Origin of the sequence: Cobetia amphilecti (assembly GCF_032923285.1) — a bacterium.
Taxonomy (GTDB): Bacteria; Pseudomonadota; Gammaproteobacteria; order Pseudomonadales; family Halomonadaceae; genus Cobetia; species Cobetia amphilecti.
Window position 1 is genome coordinate 3,797,521 of the sequence record NZ_CP136695.1, and the last position, 22,963, is coordinate 3,820,483.

19 protein-coding genes are annotated in these 22,963 nt (G+C 64.5%); 11 read left to right on the top strand and 8 right to left on the bottom strand.

The window, feature by feature from the left end; genetic code table 11:
- Positions 1-84 precede the first annotated feature (84 nt).
- From R1T44_RS16085 to der, 3 genes are all read left to right on the top strand, one after another.
- Positions 85-741: a YfgM family protein gene (locus tag R1T44_RS16085; protein ID WP_240548630.1), complete on the top strand. Its 657-nt coding sequence runs from the start codon at positions 85-87 to the stop codon at positions 739-741.
- Positions 738-1,898, top strand: coding sequence for an outer membrane protein assembly factor BamB (bamB, locus tag R1T44_RS16090; protein ID WP_284727245.1), 1,161 nt, complete (start codon positions 738-740; stop codon positions 1,896-1,898). Before R1T44_RS16085 ends, bamB begins: the two co-directional genes overlap by 4 nt.
- A gap of 392 nt (positions 1,899-2,290) precedes the next feature.
- On the top strand, positions 2,291-3,715 hold the full coding sequence (der, locus tag R1T44_RS16095; RefSeq protein WP_213114049.1) for a ribosome biogenesis GTPase Der: 1,425 nt from the start codon (positions 2,291-2,293) through the stop codon (positions 3,713-3,715).
- 174 nt (positions 3,716-3,889) lie between these two features.
- On the opposite strand, the gene R1T44_RS16100 is transcribed toward der, so the two are convergent.
- Positions 3,890-4,753, bottom strand: coding sequence for an ATP-binding protein (locus tag R1T44_RS16100; protein WP_284727246.1), 864 nt, complete (start codon positions 4,751-4,753; stop codon positions 3,890-3,892).
- Positions 4,754-4,990: 237 nt separating this feature from the next.
- On the opposite strand from R1T44_RS16100, the gene R1T44_RS16105 reads away from it, so the two are divergent.
- Both R1T44_RS16105 and R1T44_RS16110 read left to right on the top strand, forming a co-directional pair.
- On the top strand, positions 4,991-5,830 hold the full coding sequence (locus R1T44_RS16105; protein ID WP_172978723.1) for a M48 family metallopeptidase: 840 nt from the start codon (positions 4,991-4,993) through the stop codon (positions 5,828-5,830).
- Between the two features lie 376 nt (positions 5,831-6,206).
- On the top strand, positions 6,207-7,394 hold the full coding sequence (locus R1T44_RS16110; RefSeq protein WP_317292293.1) for an EAL domain-containing response regulator: 1,188 nt from the start codon (positions 6,207-6,209) through the stop codon (positions 7,392-7,394).
- 206 nt (positions 7,395-7,600) lie between these two features.
- On the opposite strand, the gene R1T44_RS16115 is transcribed toward R1T44_RS16110, so the two are convergent.
- Positions 7,601-9,982 carry an ATP-binding protein gene (locus R1T44_RS16115; RefSeq protein WP_317292294.1) on the bottom strand — a complete coding sequence of 794 codons (2,382 nt, stop codon included), beginning with the start codon at positions 9,980-9,982 and terminating at the stop codon, positions 7,601-7,603.
- A gap of 48 nt (positions 9,983-10,030) precedes the next feature.
- Entirely contained in the window at positions 10,031-10,522 is a 492-nt protein-coding gene (locus tag R1T44_RS16120) for a hypothetical protein (protein ID WP_284727249.1), read from the bottom strand.
- A 276-nt stretch (positions 10,523-10,798) separates the two neighbouring features.
- Between R1T44_RS16120 and R1T44_RS16125 the strand changes: the two genes are divergently transcribed.
- On the top strand, positions 10,799-11,515 hold the full coding sequence (locus tag R1T44_RS16125; protein WP_284727250.1) for a response regulator transcription factor: 717 nt from the start codon (positions 10,799-10,801) through the stop codon (positions 11,513-11,515).
- A 192-nt stretch (positions 11,516-11,707) separates the two neighbouring features.
- On the opposite strand, the gene aroE is transcribed toward R1T44_RS16125, so the two are convergent.
- The 3 genes from aroE to R1T44_RS16140 form a co-directional block, all read right to left on the bottom strand.
- A complete protein-coding gene (gene aroE, locus R1T44_RS16130) occupies positions 11,708-12,541 on the bottom strand; it encodes a shikimate dehydrogenase (protein ID WP_284727270.1) in 834 nt (277 codons plus the stop codon).
- A 43-nt stretch (positions 12,542-12,584) separates the two neighbouring features.
- Entirely contained in the window at positions 12,585-13,505 is a 921-nt protein-coding gene (gene hemF, locus R1T44_RS16135) for an oxygen-dependent coproporphyrinogen oxidase (RefSeq protein WP_317292295.1), read from the bottom strand.
- A 179-nt stretch (positions 13,506-13,684) separates the two neighbouring features.
- A complete protein-coding gene (locus R1T44_RS16140; protein WP_225347270.1) occupies positions 13,685-14,266 on the bottom strand; it encodes an L-threonylcarbamoyladenylate synthase in 582 nt (193 codons plus the stop codon).
- Between the two features lie 306 nt (positions 14,267-14,572).
- Between R1T44_RS16140 and R1T44_RS16145 the strand changes: the two genes are divergently transcribed.
- Positions 14,573-15,457: a 5'-nucleotidase, lipoprotein e(P4) family gene (locus R1T44_RS16145; RefSeq protein WP_284727251.1), complete on the top strand. Its 885-nt coding sequence runs from the start codon at positions 14,573-14,575 to the stop codon at positions 15,455-15,457.
- A gap of 59 nt (positions 15,458-15,516) precedes the next feature.
- On the opposite strand, the gene dprA is transcribed toward R1T44_RS16145, so the two are convergent.
- Both dprA and R1T44_RS16155 read right to left on the bottom strand, forming a co-directional pair.
- Positions 15,517-16,806: a DNA-processing protein DprA gene (dprA, locus tag R1T44_RS16150; protein ID WP_317292296.1), complete on the bottom strand. Its 1,290-nt coding sequence runs from the start codon at positions 16,804-16,806 to the stop codon at positions 15,517-15,519.
- A gap of 101 nt (positions 16,807-16,907) precedes the next feature.
- Positions 16,908-17,960: a LysM peptidoglycan-binding domain-containing protein gene (locus tag R1T44_RS16155; RefSeq protein ID WP_054556857.1), complete on the bottom strand. Its 1,053-nt coding sequence runs from the start codon at positions 17,958-17,960 to the stop codon at positions 16,908-16,910.
- A 255-nt stretch (positions 17,961-18,215) separates the two neighbouring features.
- Here R1T44_RS16155 and def point away from each other — a divergent pair, with 255 nt between their 5' ends.
- The 4 genes from def (at position 18,216) to trkA (ending at position 22,897) form a co-directional block, all read left to right on the top strand.
- A complete protein-coding gene (gene def / locus R1T44_RS16160; protein ID WP_043333797.1) occupies positions 18,216-18,725 on the top strand; it encodes a peptide deformylase in 510 nt (169 codons plus the stop codon).
- 185 nt (positions 18,726-18,910) lie between these two features.
- Complete coding sequence (gene fmt, locus R1T44_RS16165) at positions 18,911-19,915, top strand: methionyl-tRNA formyltransferase (protein WP_284727253.1); 1,005 nt, start codon at positions 18,911-18,913, stop codon at positions 19,913-19,915.
- Entirely contained in the window at positions 19,912-21,363 is a 1,452-nt protein-coding gene (gene rsmB / locus R1T44_RS16170; protein ID WP_107336004.1) for a 16S rRNA (cytosine(967)-C(5))-methyltransferase RsmB, read from the top strand. The genes fmt and rsmB overlap by 4 nt, the downstream gene beginning before the upstream one ends.
- A gap of 160 nt (positions 21,364-21,523) precedes the next feature.
- Positions 21,524-22,897, top strand: coding sequence for a Trk system potassium transporter TrkA (trkA, locus tag R1T44_RS16175; protein WP_043333795.1), 1,374 nt, complete (start codon positions 21,524-21,526; stop codon positions 22,895-22,897).
- The last annotated feature ends 66 nt before the right edge of the window (positions 22,898-22,963 follow it).

Here is a 22,963-nt window from a genome sequence, read left to right on the forward strand (position 1 = left end):
TGCCAATGAATATCGGGCGGAGAGCCAGCTCTCCGCCTCACGAATGCAAGTGCCGGCATGCCGGCCAGGTCAAGGAGACCGCCCGTGGCGGAAGAGCTCAGAAGCGAAGAAGAACAGCTTGAAGCCATCAAGCGTTGGTGGAGCGAGAACGGCAAGTCACTGATTGCCGGTGTCGTACTGGCCGGCGCCGGTGTCTTTGCCTTCAAGGCCTGGCAGAACTATGAAGCCAGCCAGTCCGAAGCGGCCTCCGTGCGTTACCAGCAACTGATCAGTCTCGTCAGCCAGCCCAAGCTGGAAGACGCCGGCGTCAAGCAGGCGCGTACGCTGATCGGCGAACTGGAAAGCGAGCACGGCGACAGCCTCTACACCCAGATGGCGCACCTGCTGGATGCCAGCATGTCGGTCAAGGCCAACGATCTCGATGCAGCCGCCACGGCGCTGCAGAGCGTGATCGACAACAGCGATGACAGCTACCTGCAGGGGCTGGCCAGCCTGCGTCTGGCGCGCATCAATGTCGAGCGCGGCGACAACGACGCGGCACTCGCCCTGCTCAAGAGCCCGCCGGCGCCGCTGGCAGCGCAGGCGGCTGCGGTGCGTGGCGATGCCCTGGCTGCACAGGACAAGCGTGATGAGGCCATCGCCGCCTATCAGCAGGCCAGCACCCTGTCGCAGGAAAGTGGTCAGCCGGTCTACGGTCTCGACCTGAAACTCGCCGATCTGGCTGCGGAGTCTTCTTCATGAGCGTCACTCGTCGTCTGAGCGTACCGGCCTCGCTGCTGGCCGTGAGTCTGCTGGCCGGTTGCGCCAGCAGTGCCCAACCGGAATATGCGCCCAAGGAACTGGTCGATTTCGATCGCCAGGTCGCGCTGGATTCCGTCTGGAGCGAATCGGTCGGCAATGGCCTTGGCCGTGCCCACTATCCGCTGTCACCGATCTTCGCCAACGACAAGCTGTTCGTCGGTGCCGAAGGCAGTGAGCTGGAAGCCCTCGCTGCCGACAGTGGCGACGATATCTGGCAGACACGGTTGCCGGCTGGCATCACCAGCGCACTGAATGCCGATGCCACCCGCCTGTACGTCGGTACGCGCGATGGCAAGGTCAGCGCCGTCAGTCAGGAAGATGGCAGCATCGAATGGAGCACGCGTGTCTCCAGTGAAGTGCTGGCCGCACCGCAGTACAACGATGAGCTGGTCGTGGTGCAGAGCGTCGATGGTACCGTGACTGCGCTTGATCGCTTCACCGGCGAAGAGCAGTGGGCCTACTCGGCCACGATTCCGGCCCTGACGCTGCGTGGCACCGGCGCGCCGCGCGTCATCCAGCCGGTCACCTTCGCGGGCTTCGCCAACGGCAAGCTGGTCACGCTCGACAACCGCTCAGGCCAGGAACTGTGGGACCTGCGCGTCGCCGTGCCGGCCGGGCGTACCGAGGTGGACCAGCTGGTCGATCTCGATGGCCAGCCGGTGCTGACCCAGGATGGTCGACTGTTCGTCACCAGCTACAACGGTCGTCTGATCGCGCTGGACGCCCGCAACGGCGAGCCGCTGTGGGACAAGCCGTCCTCCAGCTATCTGACGCCCATCGTGGTCGGCGATTACCTGTTCAGCATCGACAATGCCAGCCATGTGCTGGCGATGGATGCCAACACGGGTAACGTGCTGTGGAAGTCCGAAGACCTGGAAGGCCGCTGGCTGACCTCTCCGGCCTTCGTCGATGGCAAGCTGGTGGTCGGTGACTACGAAGGCTATGTGCACCTGATCGACGCCCAGAGCGGCGAGATGGCCGGCCGCTATGACGTGGGGGGCGATGGCATCAGCATCACCCCGCTGACCGAAGGCAAGCGCATCTACGTCTACACCAACGATGGCGAGCTGACGGCGCTGGACCTCGAAGCCCCGTAAGCCACTGATCGAGCGCGCACGTCAGCCTGCCCCGCAATCTGACATGCGCCTCGTTCAGCCCTCGTCACGACAACGGCAGCCATCTGGCTGCCGTTGTCGTAATGCGCCATTGGTAGCAACTCCCTGTCAATGCTAGAATGCTGCCCCCGCTGATCAGGCCTGCCGCACGACGCAGCCATTGATTCAGCCACGAGATCTTTCCGCCGACAGTGCTAACCCCCTGTCGGCGGACCATACTGGATGCATGCGACGCCTGCGTCGTCATCCAGTGCCCCAAGTCCGATATCATCGCTATCGCCCTGCCTGCACAAGGTGCTTTCCAGCCATCATGGTTCGAAGCAGACCGTACGGGGCCGGCATCGATGCTATCCCTGCGAATGCTGTGAGATTCCATGAACCCCGTGATCGCCCTGGTCGGCCGCCCGAATGTCGGCAAGTCGACGCTATTCAATCGCCTCACCAAGACCCGTGATGCTCTGGTCGCCGATTTCCCCGGCCTGACCCGTGACCGCAAGTACGGCACCGGCAAGGTCGGCGGCAAGCCCTACACCGTCATCGACACCGGCGGCATCAGCGGTGACGAGGAAGGCATCGACCTGATGATGGCCGGCCAGTCACTGGCCGCCATCGACGAAGCCGACATCGTGCTGTTCATGGTCGATGCGCGCGCCGGTCTGAACATGGCGGACGAGGCCATCGCCAACCACCTGCGCGTCAATCAGAAGAAGACCTGGCTGGTGGTCAACAAGACCGACGGCATGGACGAGGAGATCGGCAAGTCCGACTTCTGGACCCTGGGTCTGGGTGACCCGCGCGCCATCGCCGCCGAGCATGGCCGCAACGTCACCACGCTGCTGGAAGAGGTGCTCTCGCCCTACCCCGAAGTCGAGGAAGACGAAGACGAGGACCTGCACCCGGAGCTGGATGATCGCGGCGTGCGCATCGGCATCATCGGTCGCCCGAACGTCGGCAAGTCGACGCTGGTCAATCGCCTGCTGGGCGAGGAGCGCGTGGTCGTCTATGACCAGGCCGGTACCACCACCGACGCCGTGGAGATCCCCTTCGAGCGTCGTGGCAAGCCTTACCTGCTGGTCGACACCGCCGGGATCCGTCGTCGCAAGAACGTGCGCGAAGTGGTGGAGAAGTTCTCCATCATCAAGACGCTGGAAGCGATCAAGAAGTGCAACGTCGCCGTGATGGTGCTCGATGCCCGCCAGGGACTGGTCGAGCAGGACCTGCACCTGCTGGACTTCGTGCTGACCAGCGGCCGCGCCCTGGTGCTGGTGGTCAACAAGTGGGATGGCCTGGAAAGCGAAGCCAAGGAGAAGATGCGCTCCGAGATCAAGCGTCGCCTGGGCTTTGCCGACTACGCTGACCTGCACTTCATCTCCGCGCTGCACGGCACTGCGGTGGGTGACCTCTACCCGTCCATCGACCGCGCCTTCGAAAGCGCCGTGGCCCGCTGGTCGACCAAGCGTCTGACCACTCTGCTGCAGGATGCCACCCAGGCGCACCAGCCGCCGATGGTCAACGGCCGTCGCATCAAGCTGCGCATGGCTCACCAGGGCGGTGCCAACCCGCCGCTGATCGTGGTGCACGGCAACCAGACCAACAAGCTGCCGGAAGCCTACAAGCGCTACCTGACCAACACCTTCCGCAAGGTGCTCAAGGTCAAGGGCACGCCGATGCGCTTCGAGTTCCGCTCCGGCGACAACCCCTTCGATGGCGCCCAGGGTACTGACGACCGCGAGCGCGCGAAAGAGCGTTCACTGGCGCGCACCAAGGAAGCTCGCAAGGAACGCAAGCAGCGCCGTTGATGGCGTGAACTGTGCCCGTGCGTGATGGCAGGCCAGCGGATCTGATCCGCCAGCCTGCCCCATGAAAAAGCCGCCCCTGCAGATGACTGCGGGGGCGGCCTTTTCATGTCGCGAGCACTGACGCTTCAAGCGCTGCAAGCGCCGCAATCCTCTCAAGGGCGTCAAGCACCGGGCTCACGCCTCCAGCGTCTTCTGCCCCGCCCATAGATTGGCGAACTGCCATGCGGCACGCCCGCTGCGCACCCCGCGCTGGGTGGCGTAGCGCAGCGCCTCGCCACGCGCGGCCTCATCGAAGCTGCCCGCGCCGAGACGCCATTCCACCCAATGCTGACAGGTCTCCAGATAGGCGTCCTGATTGAAGGGATGGAAGGCCAGCCACAGACCGAAGCGGTCCGACAGCGAGATCTTCTCTTCCACCGCATCGCCATGATGCAGCTCGCCATCGACGATGTGGGTGGCCTGGTTATCGCTCATGTGCTCCGGCAGCAGATGACGACGGTTGGAGGTGGCGTACAGCAGCACGTTCTCCGGCGGCCCGGTCAGGGTGCCATCCAGCACGCTCTTGAGCGCCTTGTAGGCGTCATCGGTGCCTTCGAAGGACAGGTCATCGCAATAGACGATGAAGCGATGCGGCTGCTGGGCCAGCTCGGCGACCAGCGCCGGCAGTGCCGGCAGGTCGTGGCGATCGATCTGGATCAGACGCAGCCCCTCACGGCCCAGGGTATTGAGCAGTGCGCGGACCAGCGATGACTTGCCGGTGCCACGGGCGCCCCACAGCAGCGCGTGGTTGGCCGGCTTGCCCGCGAGGAAGGCGCGGGTGTTGGCCAGCAGCTCACGCTTCTGGCGTGCGATGCCGAGCAGGTCCTCGAGTGTCAGGGCGTCACGCGGCGCGATCGGCGTCAGGCGCCCTCCCAGCGGGTGGCGAGTCCACAAGGCGGCGACATCGCGTGTCCAGTCCACTTCGACAGCCGTCGGCGGCAGCATCGGTTCGAGTCGGTCCAGCAGATGCGAGAGGCGGCGTTCAAACTCTGGCGACATGGTGATTCCCTGTCAGATACATGGGGTCCGGGCCGTGGCAGGCCCATCAGATCACGCCCAGTATCTCATGCCCGGCGGGGCCGTCTGGCCTGACGATGCTGTGATCTCAGCAACGTATCATTTCGCTGACTGCACCACTGCGCCTATCCGGTTATGCTGTCTGCACGTTTCTTGCACGTTCAGCGTCGCCCTGCCGTGCGCTCGAAGGTTGTCACGTCATCTAGCCAGGAGGCCCCAATGCCAGGATTGCTCGATCTCTCATCTCCCCGTGCCCTGCGTCGTCTGCTCCCGCTGGCGGCGCTTGCGGCGTCCGTCACCCTGAGTGCCTGCGCCAGCTCTCCGCTGGGCCGCAGCCAGCTGACTCTCTACTCGGACCAGGAACTGGAGAAGATGGGGGAAGCCAGCTTCAGCAAGTACCAGCAGGAGCTGCCGGTGGTGGAAGGGCGTCAGGATGCCTACGTCAGCTGCGTGGCGGATGCGGTGACCGCCAAGGTGCCCGCCAGCTATGGCATCAGCGGCTGGCAGGTCAAGGTATTCGAGGATGAGTCCGCCAATGCCTTCGCGCTGCCGGGCGGCTACATCGGCGTCAACACCGGGTTGCTTGAGGTCGCCGAGAATCAGGACCAGCTGGCCACGGTCATCGGCCACGAGATCGCCCACGTGCTGGCGCGCCACGCCAACGAACGTGTCTCGACACAATCGCTGACCTCCGCCGGGCTGTCACTGACCCAGGCACTGGCCGGCCTCGAAGGTACCGGTGGCGATCAGCTCATGGGCCTGCTGGGCATGGGCGCGGAATATGGCGTGCTCAAGCCGTTCTCGCGCTCCCACGAGTCCGAAGCCGACCTGCTGGGGCTGGACCTGATGGCCGAAGCCGGCTTCGACCCGCGCGCCAGCATCAAGCTGTGGGCCAACATGAACGCTGCCGGAGGCGCGCAACCGCCGGTGTGGATGTCGACGCACCCGAGTGACGAACAGCGCATGGCGGCCCTCAACGAGCGCCTCGAGACCGCTCTGCCGACCTATCAGCAGGCCCGCGCCGCCGGCGAGAAGCCCAACTGCGATCGACTGCGCTGACCCCGCCTGTGTGGCGTGGCGTCATCAGCCTCAGGTAACACACGCTCGCGCGGCCCCTGGAGAACCTGGGGCTGCGCGAGCGTGCGGCGCTCTCTATCCAGCCGCCCGCCTCTTCCTTGTTTACTACCCCCTCCCCGCCTCTTCCTGGTTGGCTCACCCTGGAGGCCTCTCCCTGGCCGGCTCACACTACCCGCCCTCTTACCCATCGACCTGACAGTTCGAATGTAAAAAGAAGCCGTCAAATGTGTCGATATCCGCGAATCATGTAACCGCATTGCTAATCTGGGATCACCTGCTCGCCTGCGCACTGCTCATGCAGACACTTCATGCACAGCGGCGCGAGCGTATTCCCGACACTCGCTTGAGGATGCCTTACATGACTCGACACGCACTCATCATTGACGACGATCCGGATTTTCGTGAACTCATCAGCGGGCTGCTTTCCGCCCATGGGTTCGACTGCACGCAGAGCGAAGGGCTGCAGGACATCGCCTGCAATCCCGCCTGTCTGGAGACGGACCTCATCCTGGTGGACTACGAACTGGGCGACTTCACCGGCGATGATGTGCTCGGCTATCTGCGCGAACGCAATGTCGAGGCGGGCATCATCCTGATGAGCGCCTGTCACAACGACGACATGCAAGCGATGGTCGCCAGGGGCAAGCGCAGCGGCCTGGAGATGCTGGGCCAGCTCGGCAAGCCCTTCGACATCATGCACCTGGCCTCGCTGCTGGCAGAGCTGGACAAGCAACGCAATCCGCTGTCACTCGATGAACTGGATGATGCTCTGACCGAGCGCCAGCTGCATCTCGTCTATCAGCCCAAGATCGACCTCGCCAGCGGCCGGCTCAGCGGCGCGGAGGCTCTCGTGCGCTGGCAGCATCCTCTGCGTGGCATGGTCATGCCCAACCAGTTCATCGCCCTGGCGGAACGCAGCAACCGCATCGAAGCACTCACCTGGCAGGTCATCGAGCATGGTTTCCGCCAGCAGGGCCAATGGCAGTCCCAGGGCCTTCACCTTGACCTCGCGCTCAATCTGTCACCCCAGCTGCTGCGCACCCGCGACATGCTGAAGACGCTGGATACGCTGGCCAGTCAGCATCATGTCGATCCGCACTCCATCACGCTGGAACTCACGGAGAGCTGCGGGATCGACTGCCTCACCTACGCTCGCCACCTGCTGAACGCCATTCGCGACCGCGGCTATCGCTTGGCGCTGGATGACTTCGGCACCGGTTTCTCCTCGATGATGCAGCTCTACAACCTGCCGTTCGACGAGTTGAAGATCGACCAATGCTTCGTCGGGCGCAGCGACAGCCACCCGGAAGCGCGCGCCATCACGCGTACCATCGTCGAGCTGGGTCAGCGTCTGAATCTCGCCGTGGTCGACGAAGGCATCGAGACCGCGGAACAGCGCGATTACCTCTGCGATACCCGCTGCAATATCGGCCAGGGCTATCTGTTCGCGCGCCCCATGCCCGTCAGCGACTTCAATGCCTGGAGCCGCTGCCCGCCCAGCGCCGTCAATGCACTCAGCCAGCGCCACGTCTCCGCTGTCCATTGACGAGACTGGCGTCCCGCCGCAGCGCAGCACAGACAGCGGGAATGCCGCAATTCCCCCACGACACAGACGCCACCCATGTCACCATGGGTGGCGTCTGTGTCGTGAAGGCCAGGATGAAGAGAGCGAGAGAAGACGAGAACGGGAGAACAAGAGGGACGGTAGTGAATGCTGTCGGCTATCTATCACGCCATCACGTTCCCATACCGTCAGGAGAACAGATAGCCCTCTGCGAGGAGGCTGTCCCGCGTCGGTACACTCAAGGAGCGCAATGTGGCGACATGCTGGTGTACCTCGGGCAGGTCCTCGCTGATCACGGCCTCCTCCAGCGCCTTGGCGCCACTGGCTATGCCGCTGCACCCCAGCGAGGCTGACGCCCCCTTCAGGGAATGCGCCTCGCGCTTGAGCTCGGTGAGGTCCATCTGCTTCAGCAAGGACACCATCACGTCGAGGCGCCCTTCGAGTCGCGTCAGATAATTGCTCAGCAGTCGTGAATAGGCCTCGCCACTCAGGGTCGTGAGCAGCTCCTGACAGGTCGCATGTTGCAGCAAGGAAGGCGCGGCATCGGGCAGAGCGCGCGCGCCTGAGTCGTCAGTTGCCACATCTAACGCCGGGGCAGCGTCGATCTGCGCGTCCTGATCTTCAACCGCTGACGAGCTGACGCCATCATCGTCTGGTGCCTGCGTGACGGTAGTCCGCTCGTCAGCCGAGCCCTCTGGCTTTTCTGGCTCGAGCGCCTTCTGCTGTGAATCAGAGACCTGGACCAGATACTGTTGCAGCACCCGATGCAGATCATCACGCGTGAAGGGTTTGTGCAGCACCCCCTGCATGCCAGCCTCGATGCAGCGGCGGGCATCCTCCTGCATCACGTTGGCGGTCATCGCGATGATCGGCAGACAAGCGCTGGCGGGTTGCTCGGACTCGTGCTGACGCCAGCGACGTGTCGTCTCGACGCCATCCAGTACCGGCATCTGCATGTCCATGAATACCAGATCGACATCGTTGCCAGCCTGCGCCAGCCATTCGAGTGCCTGCTCACCGTCTTCCACCACCGTGACCTGCTGCCCCAGATACTCGAGCATGGCCCGCGCCAGTGACTGATTTACCTCGTTGTCTTCCACCACCAGCACGCTTGCGTGGGGCAAGGGCGTGTCTCCCACCGCCTGCTGCGGGCAAGCCTCGGCGGCGGTCAATACCGGCAGCGGCACGCGGCACCAGAAGCGGCTGCCGAGCCCGAGATGGCTCTCGACGCCGACCTCGCCGCCCATCGCCTCCACCAGTCGCTTGCAGATGGCAAGCCCGAGCCCGGTGCCTTCATGACGACGCGCAATCGAGGTATCCACCTGGGTGAAGGGGGCAAACAACTGACTCACCTGGTCGGCGGCGATCCCGCAACCGCTGTCGTGAACCTCGAAATGAAGCATCTCGCCGTCTTCCAGTGATGCCCTCAGCCGGATGGTGCCCTGGGGACAGAACTTGAAGGCGTTGTTGAGCAGGTTGGTCAGTACCTGACGCAGGCGATTGACGTCCCCCTTGACCCAGACGGGCAGGTCATCGGCACGTTCTTCGAGGAAGATGCGCGAGCATCCCTTGCCGGCACTGCCTGTCTGGCGATGGTAATGCGCGGCCAGGGAATCGAGGAATTCGGGCAACGAGAAGCAGCGCTGATCCAGCTCCAGCTTGCCGGCTTCGATCTTGGAATAATCCAGCACATCATTGATGACGGCCTGCAGGCTCTCGGCACTCTGGCGCAGCATCGTCAGGTATTGCTGGCCACGCCGGGTCGAGACTTCCTCGCCGATGAGGTCCGAGACGCCGACCATGCCATTGAGCGGGGTGCGAATCTCATGGCTCATGATCGCCATGAATTCCGACTTGGCACGACTGGCCGCCTGCGCCAGCTGCACCATGCCATCCAGCTCCTGGGTGCGCTCCTCCAGCTTGCGGGTCTTGTAGGCCCGTCCACGACTCTCGACGATCAGCGCGACCACCAGCACGATGCCGCTCAGGGTCATCAGCAGCACCAGCGACAGTGCGAGGGCATACAGGTTGAGGAGCTCCGAGCGCTCCTTGGTGCGCTGGATAGCGGCCTCGGCATTGATGTTGAGCAGCAGCTCGCCGGTCTGCTCCTGAAGCGAGGCAAGCCGGCTGAGTATCTGCACATAGAGGGACGCATCACGCTCCTGACGACTCGCCAGGTCCATGATGGCGCTGTCCAGCACCTCGATTCTGGGCAGCATGGCCATCAGCTGGGCATGCAGGTCGGGCATCCCCGCCAGCATGCTGCCCAGTTGGCCGCTCTGCAGCAGCTGCACCCGGCTATAGAGGATGTCGAGCCGCAACAGCAGCTCGCTGTCATCCATCAAGGCGGGCGGCGTCGGGGTCTTCTGCTCCTCGGCCACCACTATGCGCAGCTCGCGCACTTCCCTGTCGAACTGATAGACCGCCCAGATCAGATTCTCACGCAGCTTGTGCTCGAGTGCCTGCTGACGCTGATAGACCAGAACGCCAGTCACCAATGCCGAGACGAAGAACAACGTCGCGGCAATGGCGATGGCGGTTCTGAAATGCAGAGAACGGAGTGGATTCATGCACGAGCATCCTGGCAGCGCTCATGAAACGGAGCAGAAGAGGCGGGTTCAGCGTTCGATGTCGATTCGCTTCACCTGCCAGACAGAGCGGGTCATGATTTCCTCGTTGAGGAGATCCGGCTGCTCACTGAAGGGGTAGATGATGAAGATGGGGCCATTGTCGCGTACACGCAGTCGCTTGCCATCGACTTCCATGGCCAGTATCACCGGATGATCGAAATAGTCCTGCACCGGCGCGGTGGCGGCGTAGTCGTTGAGCGCCACGATACGCATGGTGCCATCCTCGACGCCTACCGCCTCCATCAGCGCCGAACCGAGCGGACCGCTGAAGCTCACTTCGCCGTCATGCCAGGGGGTGGTGGTCACGGTTTCCCGTTGCGTCAGCGCCATGAGCATGGCGCGGTCGAAATGTGCCTCGCCTCCGGCGTTGGCATGGGCGACATCCCCGGTGACGCGCAGCACCACCGGCCCCTGCGGTGCCTCCAGGGCCATGGCGAAGGGGCAAAACGCCAGTATCAGCAACAGAAGCCAGTGGCGCATGCGGGGTAACGCCGTGGTGAGACATCGCAGGAGAATGAGAAGCGGCATGGGAAGACTCCAGGGGTCATGGACAACCATGGATGACGGCCGGAGGTTCACCGTCTCGTTTCATCCTCGCCATTCACGGGTCAGCAGCGGCACCGCGCCATGAAGCAGCGAGAGGGGATGAACACGAGTATATGTCGCCATCGTCCTGCCAAACGTGAACCATTGTGACGCGGTCTCACGCAAGAGACGCGTAGACTGCTTGCGATACCCACGCGGGGAGACAGCGACATGCAAATCGGCATTCTGGAAGATGATCATGATCAACGTGATTACCTGACCCTGTGTCTCGAGGCCCAGGGACATGAGCTGGCAGGCTTCGAGCGCGCCAGCCAGTTGTTGCGCGCACTGCGCGAGCGCAGCTTCGACCTGCTGATCATCGACTGGCAACTGCCGGATGCCTGCGGCATGGAGCTGACGCGCACACTGCGCAGCGAGCACGGCTGGCGAGGGCTGATCCTGTTTATCACCGCAAGCCAGGGGGAGGAGGATGTCGTGCATGCGCTTCAGCACGGCGCCGATGACTTTCTGGCCAAGCCGATCCGCCCTGCCGAGCTCACGGCGCGTGTGGAAGCGCTGGGCAGGCGCTTCGTCACCTCCGACACCAATTACCTGCAGCCCAAGGTGGCCATCAGCGATCAATATCGGATCGAGCCGGATGAACACACCATCTGGTGCGGCGCGGAGCCGGTCGCCCTGACCCAGCGTGAATATCAGCTGGCCTCCCTGCTGTTGCGCCACGTCGGAGAGCTTTACTCACGCGCCTACCTGCTGGAGATGATCTGGGGGGTCAACGGGGACATCTCGACCCGTACGGTCGACACCCACGTCAGCCGCCTGCGGCGCAAGCTGGGACTGAACGGCAGCCGTGGGCTCAGACTGAAAAGCGTCTATCAGTACGGATATCGGCTCGAATCCTGTGCCACGGCCCCCGTCAAGAGCAGCTGAGCGCCAACAGCGAGGCGTGAGCACGCTGGATCATGGCCTACCAAAAAGGCGCGGGGGACTCTGTCGAGTCCCCCGCGCCTTTTCATCGTCTGTCGTCTGACTGGCCGGCTAGCTGGTCATCTGGCTGATCGTCTTGCTGGCCGTCTGGATGACCACCTGAATCGACGTGCATGCCCGGCAAGCTCACGCGGATCATCCCTCCGCCAGCATCCTGCGCAACATGTCCGCCACGGGCCCTGTCTCCGGGCGCTTGTGACGCCACAGGAAGTAGGACTCGGCCGCCTGCTCCACCAGCATGCCGAGACCATCCTCGACCCGCGCGCCGCGCTCGCTGGCCCAGCGCATGAAGACGGTCGGCTCGGCGGCATACATCATGTCGTAGGCGAGCGCCTGCGGAGAGAACAGCGAATCCGGCAACGGCGGCAGCTCGCCGCCCAGCGATGCGCTGGTGCCATTGATGACCAGATCGAACTCACCCTCGATGGCCGCATAGCTGCCACCGGACAGCAGGCAGCCTTGCCCCGTCAGGTCGGCGAAGTCCTCGGCCAGCGCACTGGCCTTGGCGGCGGTGCGATTGGCGATCACCAATGCCGCCGGCTGCTTGGCCAGCAGAGGCTCCAGCACACCACGCACGGCGCCACCCGCGCCGAGAATCAGGATGCGCGCGCCCTTGAGCGGCGCCTCGAGACGCTCGAGATCACGGGTCAGGCCGACACCATCGGTGGTATCGCCATACAGCTGACCGGTCTTGCCGAGCATCAGCGTATTGACGGCGCCGGCGCGACGGGCACGCGGGCTCAGCACATCGACCAGCCGGAAGGCCTGCTCCTTGAAGGGCATGGTGACATTCGCCCCCTGGCCACCTTCGGCGACGAACTCGGCCCAACCGGCCGCGAAGTCATCGACCGGCGCCAGTCGCGCTTCGTAGCTCAGCGAGTCCTTGAGCTGCTCAGCGAAGGAGCGATGAATCAACGGGGATTTCGAGTGGGCAATCGGGTTGCCGAATACAGCGTAACGGGACATCAGGACTCCGGGACAATCACAGAAAAGCGTCAGGTCAATGCGGCGATCAGGCCTCTTCGCCCAGCCAGTCGCGGGCATGCAGGAAGTCACGATACAGCACGGCTTCGGCACTGCCTTCCTCGGGCTCGTAGCCGTACTCCCAGTGCACCACCGGCGGCATCGACATCAGAATCGACTCGGTACGTCCGCCACTCTGCAGGCCAAACAGCGTGCCGCGGTCCCAGACCAGATTGAACTCCACGTAGCGCCCGCGACGATAGAGCTGGAAGTTGCGTTCACGCTCGCCATAGGCCGTGTCGCGGCGGCGCTCGACGATGGGCAGATAGGCTTCAAGGAAGCTGTCGCCGACGGATTGCTGGAAGGCGAAGCAGCGCTCGAAGCCCCACTCGTTGAGGTCATCGAAGAACAGGCCACCCACGCCCCGCGTCTCGTCGCGGTGCTTGAGGTAGAAGTACTCGTCACACCAGGCCTTGTAGCGCGGATAGACATCACTGCCGAAGGCGATGCAGGCATCGTAGGCCGTATGGTGCCAGTGACGCGCGTCTTCTTCATGCGGGTAGAACGGCGTCAGATCGTAGCCGCCCCCGAACCACCATACCGGCGCCTCGCCCTCCTTCTCGGCGATGAAGAAGCGCACATTGCCATGGCTGGTCGGCACGTGCGGGTTGTGCGGATGCAGCACCCAGCTGACCCCGACGGCGTGGAAGCTGCGACCGGCCAGCTCCGGACGTACCGCCGTCGCGGAAGCCGGCAATTCATGCCCGAAGACATGCGAGAAGTTGACGCCACCCTTCTCGAACACGCCGCCATTCTCGATGACCCGTGAGCGACCACCGCCACCCTCGGCACGCTCCCAGCTGTCTTCACGGAAACTTGCCTGGCCATCGCAGGCTTGCAGCGCCTCGCACAGGCGGTCTTGCAGATCGAGCAGGTAGACCTTGACGTCTTCGAGATTGGCGTGGGCCACGATGCCTCCGGTAGAACGGGAATGAATGATGACGGGGCGACACCCGTCGTTGGCCGCTGCTGGCGGTGAACTGCCAGCTTACCGCGACACGCTGCGCTCGGCAGGTCGGAAAATGCGCCACCTGGGCGCCTGGATGACGCGGCACTGATCTGGATCAACTCGAGGGGCGATCCTGCTGCTCAGGCGCGCAGTACCTTGCCGGTCGCGAGATCACGAATGGTGCTGGGACGCGGGTTGCCGCCGAGTGGCCCTTCGAGGATCACGTCATTGACCAGCGCGTCGCCGAAGGCGTCACGCACCTCGTCTGCGCTCATGGCAGGCGATTCGCCTGCACGGTTGGCCGAGGTCGACACCAGCGGTCCGCCGAAGGCAGCGCACAATGCCTGGACCAGCGGATGATCGGTCACGCGCACGGCCAGGCTGACGTGTTCACCGCGCAGCAAGGGGTGCGCACGGCCATTGTCAGGCACCAGCCAGGTATAGGGTCCCGGCCAGCTGGCCAGCAGCTGCTCACGCTGCTCGACGGTGACCCCCGCCAACCAGGGTTCCAGCTGGGCGATATCACCGGCGATCAGGATCAGGCCCTTGGCGGCGTCGCGGGACTTGAGCTTGATCAGCCGAGCCAGGGCCTCACCATCGTCGGGATCACACCCCAGCCCCCAGACGGCCTCGGTGGGATAGGCAACGATGCCCCCATTGCGAAGACAGGCAGCGGCGCCGTCGAGGGCACGCTGATCCAGCGAAACATCACTGACATTCATGATCTGCTCGAACTCCTAGCTGCGGCAACACGATGGCGGCGATTCTAGCACGCTCACCGGCGCGAGACCGACGCTGCACATCGACGCAACACGGCGTCGCGCCGGGGTGGCATAGGCGCACCGCCCGGTTCACGGCATGATGAACGGGTCCATCACCCTCAGGGTATTGCGAAACTGACGCAAAGGCTTGTTTCAAAAGACTATCGAGGTCATTTGAACGCTTTGCTGGACAGCCTCCAGCGCCGGGCCTGATGGCGTTTCACCCCCACTTTGCCTCCCCCTTTTCTTCAGACAAGGATGTGATCCATGCGTCGCGCTTTCTCACTGACCACCTCAGCCGCTCTACTGCTGGCATTGGCAGGCTGTGCCAGCTCTGGCACCCAGACGCCGACCGCGCCGGCGCCACGCCCTACCCCGCTGCAGGATGCCGCAGCACAGGCGCCCTTGAGCGACCAGGCGATGCTGGCGACCCTGTGGATACAGCGCAGCGCGGAGTTTCATGCCCTGTCACTGCAAGCCTTCAACGTGGCCCACGACCGCCTGAATCTGGCGCTGGCGCGTCGCCACGCGCAGGACAAGCCGCTGGCGGTGGTCGTCGATGTCGATGACACCGTGCTCGACACCACCAGCTACGGCGGCTGGGCACTGCGTGAAGGCCGTACCTACGACAGCCAGAGCTGGGCTGACTGGGTGGATGATGCCGTCTCCACGGCTTCACCGGGCGCCGTGGAGTTCCTCAACTACGCGCACGCCAGCGGCGTCGATGTCTACTACATCACCAACCGCAAGGCGGCCGGCAAGCAGGCCACCATCGCCAATCTCGCCGCGCTGGGCTTCCCGCAGGCCAATGCCGAGCACGTGATGCCGCGCACCGACAGCTCCGACAAGACCGCGCGCCGCGCGCGGGTCACGCAGGAGCATGACATCGCGCTACTGATGGGCGATAACCTCGGCGATTTCGATCAGGCCTTCCAGCAGTCCACCACCCGCGCACGCAATGCCGAGGTCGCCCGCCAGGCGGATCAGTTCGGCCGTCGCTTCGTGCTGTTGCCCAACCCGACCTACGGCGAGTGGGAAGGCGTACTCTACGATGGCAACTGGAGTTCCAGTGAGCGCGAGAAGCGCGCCATGCGTGATGCGGCGCTCAATGCCTGGCAGCCCGAGAGCGGCAAGGTCTGCCAGGGCAAATGAGTTCAGGTTGCCGGCCTCTCGGATCATCAATGCCAGGCCGGCGACTTTTGCTCAGAACGTCAGAGTCGTTTCCAGCCGCCGGGAGCCTGCATGACTCGCCCCTCGAGCTCCAGTTCCAGCAACTGCATGCTCAGCTCGCTGACCGAGGTGCCGCTCAGCTCGACCAGCTTGTCCAGCGCCAGCGGCACGGCCCCCAGAAAGCACAATGGCGCCGCCTCCTGACTGACAGGCGGTGTGGCAGCGCTTGACGCTGGCGGCGCCAGGGACGGCAAGGGCAGTGATGTCGTGGATGTCGCGAAGGTGGCGGAGGCTGTCGCTTGCCGAGCCGAAGTGGCTGAGCGAGAGGCCGCAGAGCCGGCAGCGGACTGCCTGGATGACGCCACCCGGGCCTGCGTTGACGGCTGCTCGGTCGAGTGAGCCGGCAGCAGGTGCTCGAGCTCCGCCAGCATGTCATCGACATCGCGTACCAGCGTCGCCCCCTGACGGATCAACTCCAGACAACCGCTGGCGGTGATGTCATCGATGCGTCCCGGCAGCGCGAACACCTCGCGATTCTGCTCCATCGCCAATCGGGCGCTGACCAGCGAGCCACTGCGCAACGTGGCTTCGACCACCAGCACGCCAAGTGACAGGCCGGTGATCAGCCGATTGCGGCGCGGAAAATGACGCGCATGCGCGCCGGTGCCAGGCGGATGCTCCGAGAGCAGCAGACCGCCGCCCTCCAGCAGCCGCTGGCGAAGATGATGGTGCTGGGCGGGATAGACCACGTCGACCCCACAGCCAAGCACCGCCAGCGTCGAGGGGTTGGCCGCATAGTCGTGCGCGCCGAGACGCGCTGACGCCGCCAGGGCTCCCTGATGCGCTGCAGCATCGACCCCCAGCGCCAGCCCACTGGCGACACTCCAGCCACGTGAGACCAGCTCAGCCGCGAAGTCATGCGCATGCCGCAGGCCTGCCGGGCTCGCCTTGCGTGCGCCGACGATGGCCAGCATGGGCAACTCAAGCAACGATTGGCGCCCCAGCGCCCAGAGCACCAACGGCGGGTCCGGCAGGGTATCGAGCATGGCTGGCCACTCGGGGTCCGCGGGGGTGAGCAGATGATAGCCCTGTGCCGGCGCATGCCAGGCAAGGTCTGCCATCACCTGCTCATGGAGCGGCGAGGATTCGGGGCGCTCGCACCACAGGCGCAGCGGTGCCGCGAGGCGTGGCGGCAATACCGCCAGCCAGCCCTGCGGCCAGTCGGCCCGCTCACGCAGCTTGGCCGCGGTATGCGTGCCAAAACCCGGCAGGCGCGCCAGAAAGACGAAATCCGCCCGCGAGGGGCCGCGTTGTTCGACATCGATCGACACGCCACACCTCCCGAGCGGATTATTGACTCACCCTGGTTGTTCACTTCAGCACGACGAGTCGTTTCACCACGCCGATGCTTGCGGATTACAGGGGCTTTCGATCAGCCGTGGGGCTCCAGCAGCTTGTCACCGACGCTCAATGGGCGGCCGGCCTGCATCACCAGCGCGTAGCTGACCTTGTCGTAGATACGAAATACCATCACCAGGCCACCCTCCTCACCGGGCAGGGTGATCGGCTCGCCGGTGACGGGGTCGGTGATCGTCTCGCCGCGGCGCTCGATACCGAAGACGTACCCCGGCTGGATGCCTTCACGACTGCCGCGATTGAGCGCGACGATGTCATTGCGACCGATGTTGCGCAGTCCATCGGGGGCCGCGAGGATGACGCCGCCTACATCTTCTTCGGGCGGCTGCGGCTGGAAGCTGGTGGTGATCGCACCACCGTCCGCCGGCAGCAGCAGATCGCCATTGAGAATCTCGCGATTGGCCGACAGCACGCGCAGCACGCCGATATCGCCTTCGCGGCGCTCAAGCTTGATGTCGCCGATGCTGATCATCTCCAGCCCCAGAAACTCCTGGGTATCCGGGTCCAGATAGCGCTGGCCCTTGCGGTAGACGCTGTAGGTGTCATTGGCGGACCAGTTGCCACGGGCGTAGATGGTATCGCCGGCACCGCTGATCAGGCGGGTGTCATCCCCGGCCACGATATAGGGCGCATCGGTGAGCAGCGCCGGGTCAATCACGCGATGCTCTTTCAAGAAGGCCGAGATCTTCTCCAGCGGAATCGGCGGCACCGCCTCGCGCTTGGGAATCTTGCGGATCTGGGGAGACAGCTTGACCACACCGCCCTGGCCGCGCTCCAGGCGCAGACGTGGCTCGCCATTCTCGTAGTAGAGCGAGATGCGATCGCCCGGATAGATCAGGTGCGGATTCTTTATCTGCGGATTGGCGCGCCAGACTTCCGGCCACAGCCAGGGTTCACGCAGAAAGCGCCCGGAGATGTCCCAGAGCGTATCGCCACGTACCACCACATAGGTGGAAGGTACGTCATCACGCACGGTTGCTGCCTGTGCCAGCGACATCCCTGCGCTTGCCCCCAGCGTCGCCATGCCGAGGAGTGCCGTAAAGACGGCATTGCCGACCAGTCGTTTCATGCCCATTCCTGCGTCCCTTGCGTTATTGCCACCCATCGCTCGGTGGTGATGGTCTTGTTCTGAACTCCGCACCGCGCAGACCCGCTCTGCCCCGCGCCTGGTGGCTGCTGACCCCTGTCCATCGCCATGTCAGATCAATCCTGACTATTGCCGCGATAGTAGCAGCATTGACGGCATTCGGTTCCGTTCCTCGCTTGCGCACACTACAATATCAGGCAAATCCTTTCTGACAGCACAACGGTAATTACACCAGCCATGGCCAAACGCGAAATCCTTGAATTCCCTGATGAGCGTCTGCGCAACGTTGCCGCCCCGATCGACACGATCGACGCCGAGCTGCAGACCCTGATCGACGACATGATCGAGACCATGTATGACGCCCGCGGCATCGGCCTCGCCGCGTCACAGGTCGACGAGCATCGCCGTCTCATCGTCATCGACGTCAGCGAAGATCAGTCCCAGCCGCTGGTGCTGATCAACCCGGAATACACCCCGATCGGTGATGAACAGCAACCGATGCAGGAAGGCTGCCTGTCGATTCCTGAATATTATGCCGAAGTCCCGCGCTATCTGAAGGTACGACTCAAGGCTCAGGACCGCAACGGCGATGCCTACGAACTGGAAGCCGATGGCCTGCTGGCACATTGCATCCAGCACGAGCACGACCACCTGCAAGGCAAGCTGTTCGTCGACTACCTCTCCCCGCTCAAGCGTGATCGGGTGATGAAGAAGATGCAGAAGCGTCACAAGCTGCAAGAAGCCTGATCCCTCACGCTCGGCCACACGGCCGATATTGAGCGCATGGCGGCACCGCACGAAGGCCGAGGGCAACCCCTCGGCCTTCGTGCGGTTACTGGTCCATCAGCCGCGTCTATCGCGCTGGCCGTCCTGCCGCAACCGTCAGCACCTTGAGCACGGCCGCCTCCGTGCTCCTACATGAGTCATAGCACATGTCGAAAGCCCTGCGCATCGCCTTTGCCGGCACCCCCGATTTCGCCGCCGAGTGTCTGTCCGCCCTGCTGGGCAGTCGCCACGAGATCATCAGTGTCCACACCCAGCCTGATCGCCCCTCCGGGCGTGGTCGCAAGCTGACCCCGGGCCCCGTCAAGCAGCTGGCGCTCCAGCACGATATCCCCGTCCATCAGCCGCTCAACTTCAAGGACGAGGCCGATCGTCAGATCCTGCGCGACCTCGAGGCCGACATCATGGTGGTGGTGGCCTACGGGCTGATCCTGCCGCAGGCGGTGCTCGATATTCCGCGTCTGGGCTGCCTGAACATCCACGCCTCTCTGCTACCGCGCTGGCGCGGTGCCGCGCCGATCCAGCGTGCCATCGAAGCCGGTGACAGCGAATCGGGCGTCACCATCATGCAGATGGATGCCGGCCTGGATACCGGTGACATGCTGCTGATCCGCCGAACCCCGATCACCGCCAGCACCACCGGTGGCGAGCTGCATGATGCGCTGGCGGCCCAGGGTGGCGAGGCCATCGTCACGGCTCTCGACGCCATCGCCGCCGGCGAACTGCCCGCGACCCGCCAGCCGGAAGACGGCGTGACCTACGCCGCCAAGCTATCCAAGGCCGAGGCCGAACTCGACTTCACCCGCCCTGCCGCAGAGCTGGACGCGCGCATCCGCGCCTTCAATCCGTGGCCGGTGGCCTGGACACGCCTTGTAGGCGAGCCGCTGCGCCTGTGGATGTCCCGCACCGGCGAGCAACGCCTCACCGACAGCGTGACGCCCGGCACCCTGCTGGCGCCCGGCAAGGATTGCCTGCGCATCGCCTGCGGCGATGGCCATGAGGTGCTCGAGATCACTCGCGCCCAGCTGCCCGGCGCCAAGCCGCTGTCCGTCAAGGACCTGCTCAATTCCCGTGCTGCGCGCTTCCCCGAGGGCCTTGTCCTCGGCGCAGATCACGCCCCTGATACCGATTCCCAGACCGAGACTTCCGCATGAGCCAGTCAGACAACCCGTCCTCCAAGGGCAACGGCAAGAAGCGCAACTCCCTGCCGCCAGCCCGCAGCAAGGGCGGCGCTCACAAGCATGGCGGCGCCCGTCGCAAGCCTGACAATGCACCGGCCTCGCCGGGCGCTGCGGTGCGTGTCGCGGCCGCGCGGACGCTGGCCCCGGTGCTGGCCGCGCGTACCTCGCTGAACCTGGACAGCCTGCCGTCCGGCGTCGCCGGGCGTGACCAGGGCCTCTACAAGGCACTGTGCTTCGGCGTCTGCCGTCAGCTGCCGCGTCTGGATGCCTTGGCGGGCAAGCTGCTGAAGTCGTCCTTCAAGTCGCAGGATCAGGACATCCACGCCCTGCTGCTGCTCGGCCTCTATCAGCTTCTGTACATGCGCATCGCCCCGCACGCCGCCGTCGGTGAGACCGCTGGCGCTGCCCGTGGCCTGGGCAAGGGCTGGGCCACCGGCGTGCTCAACGCCTGTCTGCGTCGTTTCCAGCGTGAGCAGGAAGCGCTGGAAGCCGAGGTCGACAAGGACCCCGCCGTCGCCCTGTCCCACCCCCAGTGGTTGCTGGACACCTTCCAGCGCAACTGGCCGGACGACTGGCAGGCCATCGCCGAGGCCAACAACGCCCAGGCGCCGATGACGCTGCGCGTCAATGTCGCCGCCATCAGCCGCGACGACTACCTCGCCCAGCTGGCGGAAGCCGAGATCGAAGGCGTGGCCTGCCCGTTCGCCGAGCACGGCATCACCCTGACCAGCGCCTGCGATGTCAGCGCCCTGCCGGGCTTCGAGGAAGGCCTGGTCAGTGTGCAGGATGAAGCGGCACAGCTGGCCGGTCAGCTGCTGGCACCGGCCGTGACGGCCATCAACGCCGAGGGTGAAGGCGTGCGCCTGCTGGATGCCTGCACCGCGCCGGGCGGCAAGCTGGCGGACATGCTGGAGCGCTTCCCGGGCCTGGACGCCACCGCCATCGACATCGACGGCGAGCGCCTCGAGCGCGTGGAAGAGACGCTGGAGCGTCTCGAGCTGGGTGCCGGCGTCGTGTGTGCCGATGCCAGCGAACGCGACTGGTGGGACGGCGAAGCCTTCGACGTCATCCTGCTCGACGCGCCCTGTTCCGGCAGTGGCGTCATCCGTCGTCACCCGGACATCAAGCTGCTGCGTCGCCCGAACGACATCGGCGATCTGGCGCGCCTGCAGGGCAAGCTGCTGGCCAATCTGTGGGGCATGCTCAAGCCCGGCGGCACCCTGGTCTACGGCACCTGCTCCATCATCACCCAGGAAAACGCCCGCGTGATGGACCGCTTCCTGGCCGCGACACCGGACGCCAAGGCCGAGACCATCAAGGCCGACTGGGGCCGTGTCTCCGGTGCTGGCCGCCAGATGCTGCCGCAGGTCAATGGTCACGACGGCTTCTACCTGGCCCACATCACCAAGGCCAGCGCCTGATCACAGCCAGGTGAGCCGTGTCGGCGCGACGTCCGTGATGACATGAGACGCCACGCCTGACATTCCCGGACAGCCGCGCCCCGACTCTCGGGGCGCGGCTGTCTTCCGTCCTGGCACTGGTTTATCCTGTGCCGACTGAGCAACAGCGGACGAGCCGGACATGAAAATCATCATTCTGGGCGCAGGTCAGGTCGGCGGAACGCTCGCCGAACACCTGGCCCATGAAGAAAATGACATCACGGTGGTGGATACCGACAGCGAACGGCTGCGCGAGCTGCACAACCGACTCGACATCCGCACGGTCACGGGGCCGGCGAGCTATCCGCAGATCCTGCGGCAGGCGGGTGGCGAGGATGCCGACATGCTGATCGCGGTGACCAATTCTGACGAGGTCAACATGATCGCCTGTCAGATCGCCCATAGCCTGTTCCACACGCCGACCAAGATCGCACGTGTGCGCTCGACCGCCTATCTGACCCGCAAGGGCCTGTTCTCGCATGACGCCATTCCGGTCGATGTGCTGATCAGCCCCGAGCAGGTGGTGACGGACCACATCCGCCGCCTGATCGAATACCCCGGTGCCCTGCAGGTGCTCGACTTCGCCAATGGCGTCGCCCAGCTCGTCGCGGTGAAGGCCTATTACGGCGGGCCGCTGGTCGGTCAGGAGCTCGGTTTCCTGCGTCGCCACATGCCCAACGTGGATACCCGCGTCGCCGCCATCTATCGTCGCAATCGTCCGATCATCCCGCGCGGTGACACCGTGATCGAAGCCGATGACGAGGTGTTCTTCATCGCGGCACGCAAGGACATCCGCACCGTGATGGGCGAGCTGCGACGCGTCGATCGCAACTTCCGCCGGGTGGTGATCGCCGGTGGCGGCCATATCGGTGAGCGTCTGGCCGAGACGCTGGAGCACAGTCATCAGGTCAAGATCATCGAGCACTCGCTGGCGCGTTGCACCGACCTTTCCGAGCGCCTCGATCGCACCGTGGTCCTGCACGGCAGCGCCACCTCCAAGCGTCTGCTGCTGGAGGAGAACATCGAGGATTGCGACATCTTCTGCGCGCTGACCAACGACGACGAGGTCAACATCATGTCGTCGATGCTGGCCAAGCGGCTCGGTGCCAAGAAGGTACTGACACTGATCAACAACGCGGCGTACGTGGACCTGGTGCAGGGCGGCGAGATCGACATCGCCATCTCGCCCCAGCAGGCGACCATCGGCGGCCTGCTGACCCACGTGCGCAAGGGTGACATCGTCAATGTCCACTCGCTGCGCCGTGGTGCGGCGGAGGCCATCGAGGCCATCGCCCACGGCGATGAGCGCTCCTCCAAGGTGGTAGGCCGACGCATCGAGGATATCAACCTGCCGGAGGGCACCACCATCGGTGCCGTGGTACGCGGCAAGGAAGTGCTGGTGGCGCATCATGACCTGGTGGTGGAATCCAACGACCACGTCATCCTGTTCGTGGTCGACAAGCGTCGCATCCGCGAGGTGGAGCGTCTGTTCCAGGTCGGGTTGACCTTCTTCTGATGCCGGCCTCCATGACTTCCGCCCCGCGCCCGCCCCGTACGTCACTCGGTGGCCTCGCCACGCTGC

Coding starts and splice junctions, on each gene's coding strand:
- bamB (WP_284727245.1), top strand. CDS start 738: ATGAGCGTCACTCGTCGTCTGAGCGTACCGGCCTCGCTGCTGGCCGTG.
- der (WP_213114049.1), top strand. CDS start 2,291: ATGAACCCCGTGATCGCCCTGGTCGGCCGCCCGAATGTCGGCAAGTCG.
- R1T44_RS16100 (WP_284727246.1), bottom strand. CDS start 4,753: ATGTCGCCAGAGTTTGAACGCCGCCTCTCGCATCTGCTGGACCGACTC.
- R1T44_RS16105 (WP_172978723.1), top strand. CDS start 4,991: ATGCCAGGATTGCTCGATCTCTCATCTCCCCGTGCCCTGCGTCGTCTG.
- R1T44_RS16110 (WP_317292293.1), top strand. CDS start 6,207: ATGACTCGACACGCACTCATCATTGACGACGATCCGGATTTTCGTGAA.
- R1T44_RS16115 (WP_317292294.1), bottom strand. CDS start 9,982: ATGAATCCACTCCGTTCTCTGCATTTCAGAACCGCCATCGCCATTGCC.
- R1T44_RS16120 (WP_284727249.1), bottom strand. CDS start 10,522: ATGCGCCACTGGCTTCTGTTGCTGATACTGGCGTTTTGCCCCTTCGCC.
- R1T44_RS16125 (WP_284727250.1), top strand. CDS start 10,799: ATGCAAATCGGCATTCTGGAAGATGATCATGATCAACGTGATTACCTG.
- R1T44_RS16140 (WP_225347270.1), bottom strand. CDS start 14,266: ATGAATGTCAGTGATGTTTCGCTGGATCAGCGTGCCCTCGACGGCGCC.
- R1T44_RS16145 (WP_284727251.1), top strand. CDS start 14,573: ATGCGTCGCGCTTTCTCACTGACCACCTCAGCCGCTCTACTGCTGGCA.
- R1T44_RS16155 (WP_054556857.1), bottom strand. CDS start 17,960: ATGAAACGACTGGTCGGCAATGCCGTCTTTACGGCACTCCTCGGCATG.
- def (WP_043333797.1), top strand. CDS start 18,216: ATGGCCAAACGCGAAATCCTTGAATTCCCTGATGAGCGTCTGCGCAAC.
- fmt (WP_284727253.1), top strand. CDS start 18,911: ATGTCGAAAGCCCTGCGCATCGCCTTTGCCGGCACCCCCGATTTCGCC.
- rsmB (WP_107336004.1), top strand. CDS start 19,912: ATGAGCCAGTCAGACAACCCGTCCTCCAAGGGCAACGGCAAGAAGCGC.
- trkA (WP_043333795.1), top strand. CDS start 21,524: ATGAAAATCATCATTCTGGGCGCAGGTCAGGTCGGCGGAACGCTCGCC.